General features: G+C 58.9%; 19 protein-coding genes. 1 reads left to right on the top strand and 18 read right to left on the bottom strand.

The genetic code is table 11. The annotated features are described in order from the left end of the window. Window positions 1-5: 5 nt before the first annotated feature. Window positions 6-1,400, bottom strand: a complete 1,395-nt coding sequence (locus tag ACMCNM_RS02850; RefSeq protein ID WP_085274033.1) for an MFS transporter — start codon at window positions 1,398-1,400, stop codon at window positions 6-8. Between the two features lie 129 nt (window positions 1,401-1,529). On the opposite strand from ACMCNM_RS02850, the gene uvrA reads away from it, so the two are divergent. Next, window positions 1,530-4,364 (top strand): excinuclease ABC subunit UvrA, encoded by a 2,835-nt coding sequence (uvrA, locus tag ACMCNM_RS02845; RefSeq protein ID WP_186682789.1) that lies wholly within the window; start codon window positions 1,530-1,532, stop codon window positions 4,362-4,364. Window positions 4,365-4,431: 67 nt separating this feature from the next. On the opposite strand, the gene bfr is transcribed toward uvrA, so the two are convergent. The 17 genes from bfr to rplE form a co-directional block, all read right to left on the bottom strand. Further along, the gene (gene bfr, locus ACMCNM_RS02840) at window positions 4,432-4,896 is read right to left on the bottom strand and encodes a bacterioferritin (protein WP_008089766.1); all 465 of its coding nucleotides are present in this window, start codon (window positions 4,894-4,896) and stop codon (window positions 4,432-4,434) included. A 162-nt stretch (window positions 4,897-5,058) separates the two neighbouring features. Further along, window positions 5,059-6,498: a catalase gene (locus ACMCNM_RS02835; protein WP_412763896.1), complete on the bottom strand. Its 1,440-nt coding sequence runs from the start codon at window positions 6,496-6,498 to the stop codon at window positions 5,059-5,061. 172 nt (window positions 6,499-6,670) lie between these two features. After that, window positions 6,671-7,057, bottom strand: coding sequence for a 50S ribosomal protein L17 (gene rplQ, locus ACMCNM_RS02830; protein WP_003255451.1), 387 nt, complete (start codon window positions 7,055-7,057; stop codon window positions 6,671-6,673). Window positions 7,058-7,099: 42 nt separating this feature from the next. Further along, window positions 7,100-8,101, bottom strand: coding sequence for a DNA-directed RNA polymerase subunit alpha (locus tag ACMCNM_RS02825; protein WP_003255452.1), 1,002 nt, complete (start codon window positions 8,099-8,101; stop codon window positions 7,100-7,102). Window positions 8,102-8,123: 22 nt separating this feature from the next. After that, window positions 8,124-8,744, bottom strand: coding sequence for a 30S ribosomal protein S4 (rpsD, locus tag ACMCNM_RS02820; RefSeq protein ID WP_009681977.1), 621 nt, complete (start codon window positions 8,742-8,744; stop codon window positions 8,124-8,126). Between the two features lie 15 nt (window positions 8,745-8,759). After that, window positions 8,760-9,149 carry a 30S ribosomal protein S11 gene (gene rpsK, locus ACMCNM_RS02815; RefSeq protein WP_003255454.1) on the bottom strand — a complete coding sequence of 130 codons (390 nt, stop codon included), beginning with the start codon at window positions 9,147-9,149 and terminating at the stop codon, window positions 8,760-8,762. 18 nt (window positions 9,150-9,167) lie between these two features. After that, a complete protein-coding gene (gene rpsM / locus ACMCNM_RS02810) occupies window positions 9,168-9,524 on the bottom strand; it encodes a 30S ribosomal protein S13 (RefSeq protein ID WP_003255457.1) in 357 nt (118 codons plus the stop codon). 131 nt (window positions 9,525-9,655) lie between these two features. Continuing rightward, window positions 9,656-9,772, bottom strand: coding sequence for a 50S ribosomal protein L36 (rpmJ, locus tag ACMCNM_RS02805; RefSeq protein ID WP_002555468.1), 117 nt, complete (start codon window positions 9,770-9,772; stop codon window positions 9,656-9,658). 28 nt (window positions 9,773-9,800) lie between these two features. Then, window positions 9,801-11,132, bottom strand: a complete 1,332-nt coding sequence (secY, locus tag ACMCNM_RS02800) for a preprotein translocase subunit SecY (RefSeq protein ID WP_003257108.1) — start codon at window positions 11,130-11,132, stop codon at window positions 9,801-9,803. Further along, window positions 11,133-11,567, bottom strand: coding sequence for a 50S ribosomal protein L15 (gene rplO, locus ACMCNM_RS02795; protein ID WP_003255461.1), 435 nt, complete (start codon window positions 11,565-11,567; stop codon window positions 11,133-11,135). Between the two features lie 3 nt (window positions 11,568-11,570). After that, window positions 11,571-11,747: a 50S ribosomal protein L30 gene (gene rpmD, locus ACMCNM_RS02790; RefSeq protein WP_008089798.1), complete on the bottom strand. Its 177-nt coding sequence runs from the start codon at window positions 11,745-11,747 to the stop codon at window positions 11,571-11,573. 2 nt (window positions 11,748-11,749) lie between these two features. Then, window positions 11,750-12,250 carry a 30S ribosomal protein S5 gene (gene rpsE, locus ACMCNM_RS02785; protein ID WP_003255465.1) on the bottom strand — a complete coding sequence of 167 codons (501 nt, stop codon included), beginning with the start codon at window positions 12,248-12,250 and terminating at the stop codon, window positions 11,750-11,752. Between the two features lie 3 nt (window positions 12,251-12,253). Then, window positions 12,254-12,604 (bottom strand): 50S ribosomal protein L18, encoded by a 351-nt coding sequence (rplR, locus tag ACMCNM_RS02780; RefSeq protein ID WP_008089801.1) that lies wholly within the window; start codon window positions 12,602-12,604, stop codon window positions 12,254-12,256. 10 nt (window positions 12,605-12,614) lie between these two features. Beyond that, on the bottom strand, window positions 12,615-13,148 hold the full coding sequence (gene rplF / locus ACMCNM_RS02775; RefSeq protein WP_027594874.1) for a 50S ribosomal protein L6: 534 nt from the start codon (window positions 13,146-13,148) through the stop codon (window positions 12,615-12,617). 12 nt (window positions 13,149-13,160) lie between these two features. Beyond that, window positions 13,161-13,553, bottom strand: coding sequence for a 30S ribosomal protein S8 (rpsH, locus tag ACMCNM_RS02770; RefSeq protein WP_027594873.1), 393 nt, complete (start codon window positions 13,551-13,553; stop codon window positions 13,161-13,163). A 209-nt stretch (window positions 13,554-13,762) separates the two neighbouring features. Continuing rightward, complete coding sequence (rpsN, locus tag ACMCNM_RS02765) at window positions 13,763-14,068, bottom strand: 30S ribosomal protein S14 (RefSeq protein WP_012316516.1); 306 nt, start codon at window positions 14,066-14,068, stop codon at window positions 13,763-13,765. A gap of 13 nt (window positions 14,069-14,081) precedes the next feature. Beyond that, window positions 14,082-14,621: a 50S ribosomal protein L5 gene (gene rplE / locus ACMCNM_RS02760; protein ID WP_003255474.1), complete on the bottom strand. Its 540-nt coding sequence runs from the start codon at window positions 14,619-14,621 to the stop codon at window positions 14,082-14,084. Between the last annotated feature and the right edge of the window lie 17 nt (window positions 14,622-14,638).

Below are 14,638 nucleotides of genomic sequence, written 5' to 3'. Positions count from 1 at the left end.
TTCTCCTAGGCTTCGCACGCCGAAGAGGCTGGGTTCACCAGACGCTCGAGGGTCGTACGGTCCAAAATTTTCGTATCCAGTTTGATATAGATGGCGGCTTCTTCTGCCACCACAACGGCGTCGGTCACACCCGGCACGGCCATCAGGCGTTCGGTCAACCCGGCTTCCCGGACTGCCTCGGGCGTCAGCGGCATGCGCAGGCTGGTCACATACGGCGGCTCGTTCATGCGCAACGCGACGACCAACCATACGGCACACAGCAGCGCGCAACCGAGGAACACCATGTTCAGCCCACCGTGCTGGAACAACCAGCCACCGAGGATGCCCCCCAGGGCGGCACCCAGGAACTGGCTGGTGGAGTACACCCCCATCGCCGTTCCCTTGCCACCCGCAGGCGACACCTTGCTCACCAACGAAGGCAGCGAGGCTTCCAGCAGGTTGAATGCGGTAAAGAATACCACGGTGCCAATCACCAGTCCGCGCAAGTTGTCAGCCCACTGCCAGAAGAACACCTCGACCAGCAGCAACACACTGACCGCTCCGGCCAGTACGCGTTTCATCTTGCGCTTTTTTTCGCCGTAGATGATGAACGGGATCATTGCAAAAAATGAGATGAACAGCGCGGTCAGGTAGACCCACCAGTGCTCTTCCTTGGGCAGGCCGCCACGCTCGACGAAGGCCAAGGGCAGTGCGACGAAGCTGGCCATGAGGATGGCGTGGAGGATGAAGATACTGATGTCCAGGCGCAGAAGGTCCGGATGGCGCAGGGTCGGGCCCAGTGCCTGGCGGGCAACGCCCGACTCACGGTGCTGCAAGGTGCTGTGAGTGCTAGGCACGACGAAGGCGATCAGCAGGGTGCCCACCAGCGCAAGCCCTGCCGTGGACAAGAACAATCCTGACAGCCCGTAGGCACGGGTCAACAGCGGGCCGACGACCATGGCGACAGCGAACGACAGGCCGATGCTCATGCCGATCATGGCCATGGCCTTGGTGCGATGCTGTTCCCGGGTCAGGTCGGACAGCAGTGCCATGACGGCGGCGGAAATCGCCCCCGCACCCTGCAGAATGCGCCCGGCGATGACCCCCCAGATAGAGTCGGCCTGGGCCGCCAGCACGCTGCCCAGGGCGAAGATCACCAGCCCCAGGTAAATTACCGGGCGCCGGCCGATGCGGTCGGACACCATGCCGAACGGGATCTGCAGGACCGCCTGGGTAAGGCCGTAGGCGCCAATGGCCAGGCCAATCAGCGCGGGTGTGGCACCGGCCAGGTCCATGCCGTAGGTGGCCAGCACCGGCAAGACCATGAACATGCCCAGCATACGAAAGGCAAAGACCAGGGCCAGGCCGCCTGCGGCGCGGGTTTCGCTGCCACTCATGCGCTCGTTGTGGGTGTCGTGCATGGATTAACCTCGTGTGAACCGGCGGCGATTCTATCAGTCCGACAGCTTGACGGCATATACGCGACGCTTTGCCGCGTACTGGCAGCGCGCCGTATACTTCTTTGTTTATGCCCGCCGAGCGAGGCCGCAGTGGACAAGATCCTGATTCGTGGGGCACGTACCCACAACCTGAAGAACATCGACCTGACCCTGCCGCGGGACAAGCTGATCGTCATCACCGGCCTGTCCGGGTCCGGCAAGTCCTCCCTGGCATTCGACACACTGTACGCCGAAGGCCAGCGCCGTTATGTCGAATCCCTGTCGGCCTATGCCCGGCAGTTCCTGTCGATGATGGAAAAGCCCGACGTCGACACCATCGAAGGCCTCTCCCCGGCCATTTCCATCGAGCAGAAGTCGACCTCGCACAACCCCCGCTCCACCGTCGGCACCATCACCGAGATCTACGACTACCTGCGCCTGCTTTACGCCCGCGTTGGCACGCCGCGCTGCCCGGACCACGACATCCCGCTGGAGGCGCAGACCGTCAGCCAGATGGTCGACCTGGTACTGGAGCGCCCCGAAGGCAGCAAGCTGATGCTGCTGGCACCGGTGATCCGCGAGCGCAAGGGCGAGCACTTGGCGGTGTTCGACGAACTGCGCGCCCAGGGCTTCGTCCGTGCGCGGGTCAACGGCAAGCTCTACGAGCTCGATGAGCTGCCCAAGCTGGATAAACAGAAGAAGCACAGCATCGATGTGGTGGTAGACCGCTTCAAGGTCCGCGCCGACCTGCAGCAGCGTCTGGCCGAGTCGTTCGAGACGGCACTCAAATTGGCCGACGGTATCGCCTTGGTGGCGCCGATGGACGACGAAGAAGGCGAAGAGATGATCTTCTCCGCTCGCTTCGCCTGCCCGGTCTGTGGCCATGCGATCAGTGAGCTGGAGCCCAAGCTGTTCTCCTTCAACAACCCAGCCGGTGCTTGCCCGACCTGTGACGGCCTGGGGGTCAAGCAGTTCTTCGACACCAAACGCCTGGTCAACACCGAGCTGACCCTGGCCGAGGGCGCTATACGCGGCTGGGACCGGCGCAACGTCTATTACTTCCAGATGCTTGGCTCGCTGGCCGCGCACTACGGGTTCAGCCTTGAGGCGCCGTTCGGCGAGCTGTCGGCCGAGCACCAGAAGGTGATCCTGCAAGGCAGCGGCAAGCAGAGCGTCGACTTCAAATACCTGAATGACCGCGGCGACATCGTCAAACGCTCGCACCCGTTCGAAGGCATTGTGCCGAACCTGGAGCGGCGCTACCGCGAGACCGAGTCGGCCACCGTGCGTGAAGAGCTGGCCAAACTGCTCGGCACCCAACCCTGCCCTGACTGCCGCGGCACCCGTCTGCGGCGCGAAGCTCGGCACGTGTGGGTGGGCGAAAAAACCCTACCGGCCGTCACCAACCTGCCGATCGGTGAAGCCAGCAGCTACTTCGGCGAGCTGACCCTGACCGGGCGCCGTGGCGAAATTGCAGCGAAAATTCTCAAGGAAATCTGCGAGCGCCTGCAGTTTCTGGTCAACGTCGGCCTGGACTACCTCACCCTGGACCGCAGCGCCGACACACTGTCGGGTGGTGAGGCCCAGCGCATCCGCCTGGCCAGCCAGATCGGTGCGGGCCTGGTCGGGGTGATGTACATCCTCGATGAACCGTCCATCGGTCTTCATCAACGCGACAACGACCGCTTGCTGGCCACCCTCAACCACCTGCGCGACCTGGGCAATACGGTCATCGTGGTGGAACACGACGAAGACGCTATTCGTTTAGCCGACTATGTGGTGGACATCGGCCCGGGTGCCGGGGTGCATGGTGGCCAGATCGTCGCCGAGGGCACGCCCGAGGAGGTCATGGCGCATCCTGACTCGCTGACTGGCAAATACCTGTCCGGGCGCAAGAAAATCGTCGTCCCAGCCAAACGCACGCCACGCGACAAAAAACTCTCGCTGAAGCTCAAGGGCGCGCGCGGTAACAACCTGCAGAACGTCGACCTGGAAATCCCGATCGGCCTGCTGACCTGCGTAACGGGCGTGTCGGGTTCGGGCAAATCGACCCTGATCAACAACACCCTGTACCCGCTCGCCGCTACCGCGCTCAACGGCGCGAGCAGCCTGGAAGCCGCGCCGCACAGCAGCATGGATGGCATGCAGCACCTGGACAAAGTGGTGGATATCGACCAGAGCCCGATTGGCCGCACACCGCGTTCGAACCCGGCAACCTACACCGGCATTTTCACGCCGATCCGCGAGCTGTTCTCGGGTGTTCCAGAATCGCGCTCACGCGGCTACGGCCCAGGGCGCTTCTCGTTCAACGTCAAGGGCGGCCGTTGCGAGGCCTGCCAGGGCGATGGCCTGATCAAGGTCGAGATGCACTTCCTGCCCGACATCTACGTGCCGTGCGACGTGTGCAAGAGCAAGCGCTACAACCGCGAAACCCTGGAGATCAAGTACAAGGGCAAGAACATCCACGAGGTGCTGGAAATGACCATCGAGGACGCCCGCGAGTTCTTCGACGCGGTCCCGGCGTTGGCGCGCAAGCTGCAAACCCTGATGGACGTAGGCCTGTCCTACATCAAGCTGGGCCAGTCGGCGACTACCTTGTCGGGCGGTGAGGCTCAGCGGGTGAAGCTGTCCCGCGAGCTGTCCAAGCGCGATACCGGCAAGACCCTGTATATCCTCGACGAGCCAACCACGGGCCTGCACTTTGCCGATATCCAGCAGTTGCTCGATGTGCTGCACCGCCTGCGCGACCACGGCAACACCGTGGTGGTGATCGAGCACAACCTGGACGTGATCAAGACCGCCGACTGGCTGGTGGACTTGGGGCCGGAAGGTGGCTCCAAAGGTGGGCAGATCATTGCCAGCGGTACACCGGAAGAACTGGCCAAGATGAAGCAGTCCTACACCGGGCATTACCTCAAGCCGCTGTTGGAGCGTGACCGGGCCTGATTCGCCTGTGCATAAAAAAGCCCCTGGCACCGTAAGTGCCAGGGGCTTTTTATTGACTGTGGATAACTTACATCTGCGACTGCAGGTAGTTCTCCAGGCCGATAACCTTGATCAGGCCCTGCTGCTTCTCCAGCCAGTAGGTGTGATCTTCTTCGGTATCGGCCAACTGCGCGCGCAAGATGTCGCGGCTGATGTAGTCCTTGTGCAACTCGCACAGCTCGATGCCTTTGCACAGCGCGGCGCGGACCTTGTATTCCAGCTTGAGGTCGGCTTCGATCATCTCCGGCACAGTGCTGCCCACTTCGAGGTCATCCGCGCGCATGTCGGGGGTGCCTTCGAGCATGAGGATGCGGCGCATCAGCGCGTCGGCGTGCTGCGTTTCTTCTTCCATCTCGTGGTTGATGCGCTCGTAGAGCTTGGACAGGCCCCAGTCTTCATACATACGCGAGTGAATGAAGTACTGGTCGCGTGCTGCCAGTTCGCCCTTCAGCAACGTGACGAGGTAGTTGATTACGTCCGGGTGACCTTGCATCGCCCTGCTTCTCCATGTGAAAACATCAATGGACATAGTGTGAACCACGTTTTGCTCGCGGTCACTGAAAAACGCGCAATTAGATCCAAAAAATCGGTTAAACAGTAGTGATATTCATTGAAAAACCGCCCAAATGAGGGCGGTTCTTCTTATCACTTCGACTTAGGCGAGATTCACGCCCAGCGCCTTGGCAATGCCCTCACCGTAGGCCGGGTCAGCCTTGAAGAAGTACTGCAACTGGCGTTGGATGACATCGTCGCTCACGCCTGCCATGGCGCCCGCGATGTTGTTGATCAGCAGGGCCTTCTGCTGTTCGTTCATCAAGCGGAACAGTGCACCGGCGTGGCTGTAGTAGTCATTGTCCTCACGGTGATCGTAGCGATCAGCCGAGCCATTCAGGGCCAGGGCAGGCTCAGCATGGCGTGGCGACTGCTTGGGTGCATCGCCATAGCTATTGGGCTCGTAGTTCGGCGCGCTGCCGTAGCTGCCAATAGCCATCGAACCATCACGCTGGTAGCTGTTGACCGCAGAGCGCGGTGCGTTGACCGGCAACTGCTGGTGGTTGGTGCCCACGCGGTAGCGATGTGCATCGGCGTAGGCGAACACCCGGCCCTGCAGCATGCGGTCAGGCGACAGCCCGACACCTGGGACCATGTTGCTCGGGCCAAACGCCGCTTGCTCGACCTCAGCGAAGTAGTTGAGCGGGTTACGGTTGAGCTCCAGTACGCCCACCTCAATCAGCGGATAATCCTTCTGCGACCAGGTCTTGGTCACATCGAACGGGTTCTCGTCACGGCTGGCGGCCTCGGCCTCAGTCATCACCTGGATGCACACGGTCCAGCGCGGGTAGTCGCCGCGCTCGATGGCCTCGAACAGGTCGCGCTGGGCGTAGTCCGGGTCTGTACCGGCCAAGCGTGCAGCGTCAGCAGGGGCGAGGTTCTTGATGCCTTGCTGGGTCTTGAAGTGCCACTTCACCCAGGTACGTTCACCGGCGGCGCTGATCAGGCTGTAGGTGTGGCTGCCAAATCCGTGCATGTGACGGTAGCCGTCCGGGATGCCGCGGTCAGAGAACAGGATGGTGACCTGGTGCAGCGCCTCGGGCGAGTGTGACCAGAAGTCCCACATCATTTGCGCGTTCTTCAGGTTGGACTGCGGGTGGCGCTTCTGGGTGTGGATAAAATCCGGGAACTTGAGCGGGTCACGGATGAAGAACACCGGGGTGTTGTTGCCAACGATGTCCCAGTTGCCTTCCTCGGTATAGAACTTGACGGCGAAACCACGCGGATCACGCTCGGTGTCAGCCGAACCACGTTCGCCACCGACCGTGGAGAAGCGCAGGAAGGTTTCGGTCTCCTTGCCGACCTGTTCGAACAGCTTGGCGCTGGTGTAGCCGGTGATGTCGCGGGTAACGGTAAAGGTGCCGTACGCCCCCGAACCCTTGGCGTGAACACGACGTTCTGGGATGTTCTCGCGGTTGAAGTGGGCGAGCTTCTCGATCAGGTGGAAATCGTCGAGCAGCAGCGGGCCGCGGGGGCCGGCAGAGCGGGAATTCTGGTTGTCAGCTACAGGTGCACCGCTGGCGGTGGTGAGAATCTTGCTCATGGGCTCTCCTTATCGGTCTAGAACTGCCGGCTAATCGGCTTGGATAGGAGTATTGACGAACGGTCGTTTCAGGACAAATTCATTACATGACTTGTATCAATAGAAATTAACAATACTTGCAGACACAAAAAACCGGGCACAAGGCCCGGTTCTTTGTAGCAGACAGAACGTCTTACTCGGCAGCTTCTACAGCACCACCGACTGGACGATCAACCAGCTCGACGTACGCCATAGGCGCGTTGTCGCCAGCGCGGAAACCGCACTTCAGGATGCGCAGGTAGCCGCCCTGACGGGTGGCGTAACGCTTGCCCAGATCGTTGAACAGTTTGCCAACAGCGGACTTCGAACGGGTACGGTCGAAGGCCAGACGACGGTTAGCAACGCTGTCTTCCTTGGCCAGGGTGATCAGCGGCTCGGCAACGCGGCGCAGTTCCTTGGCTTTCGGCAGGGTGGTTTTGATCAGCTCGTGCTCGATCAGCGACACAGCCATGTTCTGGAACATAGCTTTGCGGTGAGAGCTGGTACGGCTCAGGTGACGTCCACTTTTACGATGACGCATGATTCATTCCTTACCAAACACTACGTTCGGTGATTACGACGATCAGGCGGTCGCCTTGTCGTCTTTCTTAAGACTTGCAGGCGGCCAGTTGTCGAGGCGCATGCCGAGAGACAGACCACGAGAGGCCAGGACGTCCTTGATTTCAGTCAGGGACTTCTTGCCCAGGTTAGGAGTCTTCAACAGCTCTACTTCGGTACGCTGAATCAGGTCGCCGATGTAGTAGATGTTCTCCGCCTTGAGGCAGTTGGCCGAACGTACAGTCAGTTCCAGGTCGTCAACCGGACGCAGCAGGATCGGATCGATCTCGTCTTCCTGCTCGACTACGACAGGCTCACTGTCACCTTTGAGGTCGACGAACGCGGCCAGCTGCTGTTGCAGGATGGTCGCAGCGCGGCGGATTGCCTCTTCAGGATCCAGGGTGCCGTTGGTTTCCAGATCAATGACCAGCTTGTCCAAGTTGGTACGCTGTTCAACACGGGCGTTTTCGACCACATAGGCGATACGACGCACCGGGCTGAACGAAGCGTCCAACTGCAGACGGCCAATGCTACGGCTTTCGTCTTCGTCGGTTTGACGGGAGTCGGCCGGCTCGTAACCACGACCACGAGCTACGGTGAGCTTCATGTTCAGGGCGCCGTTCGACGCCAGGTTCGCGATTACGTGATCGGGGTTGACGATCTCGACATCGTGATCCAGCTGAATATCGGCAGCGGTAACCACCCCCGAACCCTTTTTCGACAAGGTCAGCGTAACTTCGTCACGACCGTGCAGTTTGATAGCCAGGCCTTTCAGGTTCAACAGGATTTCAATTACGTCTTCCTGAACACCTTCGATCGCGGAGTACTCATGGAGTACGCCATCGATCTCGGCCTCGACTACTGCACAGCCAGGCATGGAGGACAACAGGATGCGGCGCAGCGCGTTGCCCAGGGTATGGCCGAAGCCACGCTCGAGAGGCTCGAGCGTGATCTTGGCGCGGGTCGGACTGACTACCTGCACATCAATGTGGCGGGGAGTCAGGAACTCATTTACCGAAATCTGCATGGATGCACCTATTTTCTAGCCCTTACTTGGAGTAGAGCTCGACAATCAGGTTCTCGTTGATGTCGGCAGACAGGTCGCTGCGAGCAGGAACGTTCTTGAAAACGCCCGACTTTTTAGCAGCATCCACGTCAACCCACTCAACGCGGCCACGCTGGGCGCACAGTTCAAGGGCTTGAACAATGCGCAGCTGGCTCAGCGACTTCTCGCGAACCGCGACCACGTCACCCGGACGAACTTGGTAGGATGGAATGTTTACAGTCTTACCGTTGACGCTGATCGCTTTGTGCGAAACCAGCTGACGGGACTCGGAACGAGTCGAGCCGAAGCCCATACGGTAGACGACGTTATCCAGACGGCACTCGAGCAGTTGCAGCAGGTTCTCACCGGTTGCGCCTTTTTTCGAGGCAGCAGCTTGGTAGTAACCGCGGAACTGACGCTCCAGAACACCGTAGATACGACGGACTTTTTGTTTCTCGCGCAGCTGGGTACCGTAGTCGGACTGACGGCCACGGCGCTGGCCGTGGATACCTGGGGCTGCTTCGATGTTGCACTTCGATTCCAGAGCGCGAACGCCGCTCTTCAGGAACAGATCGGTGCCTTCACGACGAGACAGTTTGCATTTTGGACCAATGTAACGTGCCATTCTTCTGTCTCCTGATTACACGCGACGCTTCTTCGGCGGACGGCACCCGTTGTGCGGGATTGGCGTCACGTCGGTGATGCTGGCGATCTTGTAGCCGCAGCTGTTCAATGCACGAACGGCGGACTCACGACCTGGACCTGGACCCTTGACGTTAACGTCGAGGTTCTTCAGACCGTATTCCAGCGCAGCTTGACCAGCACGCTCAGCAGCGATCTGTGCTGCGAACGGGGTGGATTTGCGCGAACCACGGAAACCCGAACCACCGGAGGTCGCCCAGGACAACGCATTGCCCTGACGGTCGGTGATGGTCACGATGGTGTTGTTGAAAGACGCATGGATGTGGGCGATGCCATCAACCACTGTCTTTTTGACTTTCTTACGAGGACGAGCAGCAGGTTTTGCCATGTCTATATTCCTGGGCGGTTACTTGCGGATCGGCTTACGCGGGCCCTTACGGGTGCGTGCGTTGGTCTTGGTGCGCTGACCGCGAACCGGCAGACCTTTACGATGACGCAGGCCGCGGTAGCAACCCAGGTCCATCAAGCGCTTGATCTTCATGTTGATGTCACGACGCAGGTCACCTTCGGTGGTGAACTTCGCGACTTCGCCACGCAGGGTTTCGATTTGCTCGTCGCTCAGATCCTTGATCTTAGCGGCTGGGTTTACACCAGCGTCTGCACAGATCTTCTGCGCAGTTGTGCGACCGACACCATAGATGTAGGTCAGCGAGATAACAGTATGCTTGTTATCTGGAATGTTGACGCCTGCAATACGGGCCATTCAGTGGGACTCCAATTGACAGCTACCTACGCCCCGGAAGCCAAGAAATAGGGCGCGAGATAATATCGCTGTAGAAACGAATAATCAACCCAGCAGCACACTAGCTGCTGGGTTTGAAGCGACGATCACACTCAGCCTTGGCGCTGTTTGTGACGCGGTTCCGCGCTGCAGATCACTCGTACGACGCCTTCGCGACGGATGATCTTGCAGTTACGGCACAGCTTTTTCACCGATGCACGAACTTTCATTACCGACTCCTCGAACCTTAGGGGCGTATCAGCGCAGCAAACCGCTGCCACCGTAGCCTTTCAGGTTGGCTTTCTTCATCAGGGATTCGTACTGGTGCGAAACGAGGTGCGATTGTACTTGGGACATGAAGTCCATCACAACCACTACCACAATCAGCAACGAGGTCCCGCCAAGGTAGAACGGCACATTTGCTGCCACCACCAGGAACTGGGGCAGAAGGCAGACGGCCATCATGTAAAGAGCACCGAACATGGTCAAACGGGTCAGAACGCCATCAATGTAGCGAGCCGACTGTTCACCAGGACGGATACCCGGAATAAAGGCACCGGACTTCTTCAGGTTTTCCGCTACGTCTTTCGGATTGAACATCAGCGCTGTGTAGAAGAAGCAGAAGAAAATGATCCCTGCACTAAACAGCAAGATGTTCAACGGCTGACCAGGAGCGATCGACTGCGAGATGTCCTGCAACCAGCCCATACCTTCGGACTGACCGAACCAGGCACCCAGCGAAGCCGGGAACAGCAAAATGCTGCTGGCGAAAATAGCCGGGATAACCCCCGCCATGTTCACCTTCAACGGCAAGTGGCTGGTCTGCGCAGCGAAGACCTTGCGGCCCTGCTGACGCTTGGCGTAGTGAACGGCGATACGACGCTGACCACGCTCAATGAACACCACGAAACCGATAATCGCTACTGCCAGCAAACCGATTGCGACCAGGGCGAAAATGTTGATATCGCCTGTACGCGCAGACTCGAAAGACTGCCCGATTGCTCTCGGAAGACCGGCAACGATACCTGCGAAGATCAACATCGAGATACCGTTGCCCACACCGCGCTCGGTGATCTGCTCGCCCAGCCACATCATGAACATCGCGCCGGCCACAAACGTGGAAACCGCGACGACATGGAAGCCCAGGCCGACAGAAAACGCCACGCCCTGGTTGGCCAGGCCAATGGACATGCCAATGGCTTGGACCAGCGCCAGGATAACGGTGCCGTAGCGGGTGTACTGGCTGATCTTGCGACGGCCAGCTTCACCTTCCTTCTTCAACTGCTCCAGTTGCGGGCTGACCGCCGTCATCAGCTGCATGATGATCGATGCCGAAATGTACGGCATGATCCCCAGTGCAAAGATGCTCATGCGCTCAAGCGCGCCACCGGAAAACATGTTGAACAAGCTAAGAATGGTCCCCTCATTCTGCCGAAACAGATCCGCCAGACGGTCCGGATTGATGCCTGGAACCGGGATATGCGCACCTATCCGATAGACGATGATCGCCATGAACAGAAAGCGCAGACGAGCCCAGAGTTCCGACATCCCGCCCTTACCGAGCGAAGAGAGAGCACCTTGCTTAGCCATTTATTCCTCGAATTTGCCGCCAGCTGCTTCGATAGCCGCACGCGCACCCTTGGTGGCTGCGATGCCCTTGATGGTGACTGCGCGAGTAACTTCGCCAGACAGCATGATTTTCACACGCTGAATGTGCTGGTTGATCACGTTGGCATCCTTCAGGGATTGCACGGAGATCACGTCGCCTTCCACTTTGGCCAGCTCGGACAGACGCACTTCTGCGCGGTCCATGGCTTTCAGGGAAACGAAGCCGAATTTCGGCAGACGACGGTGCAGCGGCTGTTGACCGCCTTCGAAGCCCGGAGCGATCGAACCACCCGAACGGGAGGTCTGACCTTTGTGGCCACGGCCGCCGGTCTTACCCAGACCGCTACCGATACCACGACCCGGACGATGCTTTTCGCGACGGGAACCCGGCGCTGGACTCAGATCATTGAGTTTCATCGATTAACCCTCGACGCGCAGCATGTAGTAAGCCTTGTTGATCATCCCGCGATTCTCGGGAGTATCCTGGACTTCTACAGTGTGACCGATGCGACGCAGACCCAGACCCTTAACGCACAGTTTGTGGTTAGGGATACGGCCCGAGACGCTCTTGATCAGCGTTACTTTAACGGTTGCCATGATCAGAAGATCTCCTCGACGCTCTTGCCGCGCTTGGCAGCAATGGATTCAGGAGATTGCATGGCTTTCAGACCCTTGAAGGTGGCGTAAACCACGTTCACTGGGTTGGTCGAACCGTAGCACTTGGCCAGAACGTTCTGAACGCCAGCAACTTCCAGGACAGCACGCATTGCACCGCCGGCGATGATACCGGTACCTTCCGAGGCAGGCTGCATGTAAACCTTCGAGGCGCCGTGGGCAGCCTTGGTGGCGTACTGCAGGGTGGTGCCCTTCAGGTCAACCTGGATCATGTTGCGACGAGCAGCTTCCATGGCTTTCTGGATCGCAGCAGGTACTTCGCGCGATTTGCCACGGCCGAAGCCGACACGACCTTTACCATCACCAACCACGGTCAACGCGGTGAAGGTGAAGATACGGCCGCCTTTTACGGTCTTGGCAACGCGGTTAACTTGAACCAGCTTCTCGATGTAGCCTTCGTCGCGCTTTTGATCGTTATTTGCCATAACTTAGAACTCCAGCCCGCCTTCACGAGCAGCATCAGCCAGCGCTTTGACGCGGCCATGGTACTTGAAGCCGGAACGGTCAAAGGCAACTTGAGATACACCGGCGGCTTTCGCACGCTCAGCTACCAGCTTGCCAACCTTAGTGGCCGCGTCGATGTTGCCAGTGGCGCCATCACGCAGGTCTTTGTCCAAGGTCGAGGCGCTTGCCAGAACCTTGCTGCCGTCGGCCGAAATGACCTGGGCGTAGATGTGCTGCGAGGAGCGGAACACGCACAGGCGCACGACTTCGAGTTCGTGCATCTTGAGGCGTGCTTTGCGAGCGCGACGCAGTCGAGTAACTTTTTTGTCGGTCATTTGCTAGGCCCTACTTCTTCTTGGCTTCTTTACGACGGACTACTTCGTCCGCGTAACGCACACCTTTACCTTTGTAAGGCTCTGGTGGACGGAAGTCGCGGATTTCAGCGGCCACCTGACCTACCAGCTGCTTGTCGATACCCTTGATCAGGATGTCGGTCTGGCTAGGCGTTTCAGCGGTGATACCGGCTGGCAGTTCGTAGTCCACTGGGTGCGAGAAGCCCAGGGCCAGGTTCAGGATAGTGCCCTTGGCCTGTGCCTTGTAACCAACACCGACCAGCTGGAGCTTGCGCTCGAAGCCTTGGCTTACGCCCTGGACCATGTTGTTGACCAGAGCGCGGGTAGTACCGGCCATGGCGCGAGCTTGCTGGTCACCATTGCGAGCGACGAAACGCAGCTCACCAGACTCTTCGGTAACTTCAACAGACGAGTGAACGTTCAGTTCGAGAGTGCCTTTGGCACCCTTCACCGAAAGCTGCTGGCCGGCGAATTTGACTTCGACACCAGATGGCAGCTTAACGGGGTTCTTAGCGACGCGAGACATGTCTATCCCCCCTTAGAACACTGTGCAGAGAACTTCGCCGCCGACACCGGCAGCGCGCGCAGCGCGATCAGTCATCACACCTTTGTTGGTGGAGACAATAGACACGCCCAAACCGCCACGTACTTTCGGCAGATCGGTAACGGCCTTGTACTGGCGCAGGCCTGGACGGCTGGAGCGCTTCAGTTCCTCGATGACCGGACGGCCTTCGAAGTACTTCAGTTCGATCGACAGGGAGGGCTTGGCTTCGCCACTGACTTGGTAGCCAGCGATGTAACCTTCATCCTTCAGAACTTTGGCAACCGCGACCTTCAGCGTAGAGGAAGGCATGCTTACGACGGACTTTTCAGCCATCTGGGCATTACGGATGCGAGTTAGCATGTCCGCTAACGGGTCCTGCATACTCATGGGCTAGATGCTCCTGATACAAGAATTATTAGCCTTGCGGCTATCACAACCACCCGAGCGGATTGGGCAAAAAACCCAGGCTCAGGTGAGCCGGTCATTCTAGACACAAGGTAGAAACGAAACAAGCCCCATATAGGGGCTTGTTTGTTGGCGAGGTCACCGGCGGTCGGAAGATTGCTCCCCTTCCACCGGGATCACACCTGCAGCGATTACCAGGAGGCCTTGACCAGACCTGGTACGTCACCGCGCATTGCCGCTTGACGCAGCATGTTACGGCCCAGGCCGAACTTACGGTATACACCGTGAGGACGACCGGTCAGGCGGCAACGGTTGCGCAGACGCGCAGCGCTGGCATCACGTGGCTGCTTCTGCAGAGCGACAACGGCAGCGAAACGCTCTTCTGGAGAGGCGTTCAGGTTGACGATGGTCGCTTTCAGCTCAGCACGCTTTTTGGCGAACTTGGCTACCGTGAGCTGACGCTTCAGCTCGCGGTTTTTCATGCTCTTCTTGGCCATTTTCCTACTCCAATCAGTTGCGGAACGGGAATTTGAAAGCACGCAGCAGAGCGCGGCCTTCGTCATCCGAACGAGCAGTGGTGGTCAGGGTGATGTCCAAACCGCGCAGAGCATCGATCTTGTCGTAATCGATTTCCGGGAAGATGATCTGCTCTTTCACGCCCATGCTGTAGTTGCCACGGCCATCGAAGGACTTGGCATTCAGGCCGCGGAAGTCGCGAACCCGAGGCAGGGAGATCGCCAGCAGGCGGTCCAGGAATTCGTACATCTTGTCGCTACGCAGGGTCACCTTGACGCCGATCGGCCATCCTTCACGGACTTTGAAGCCCGCGATGGATTTACGAGCGAAAGTCACGACCGGCTTTTGACCGGTGATCTTTTCCAGGTCGGCAACAGCGTGCTCGATGACTTTTTTGTCGCCGATCGCTTCGCCCAGACCCATGTTCAGGGTGATTTTGGTAACGCGCGGAACTTCCATCACGTTCGACAGCTTAAGTTCTTCCTTAAGCTTGGGAGCGATTTCGTTCCGGTAAATCTCTTTCAGTCGTGCCATGGTCTTCTACCTAGCAG

Source organism: Pseudomonas sp. NGC7 (assembly GCF_047159675.1).
In the GTDB taxonomy this organism is placed as follows: domain Bacteria; phylum Pseudomonadota; class Gammaproteobacteria; order Pseudomonadales; family Pseudomonadaceae; genus Aquipseudomonas; species Aquipseudomonas kermanshahensis.
Note: the sequence above shows the minus strand (reverse complement) of the source record. Positions and strands in the feature narration are given on the sequence as shown.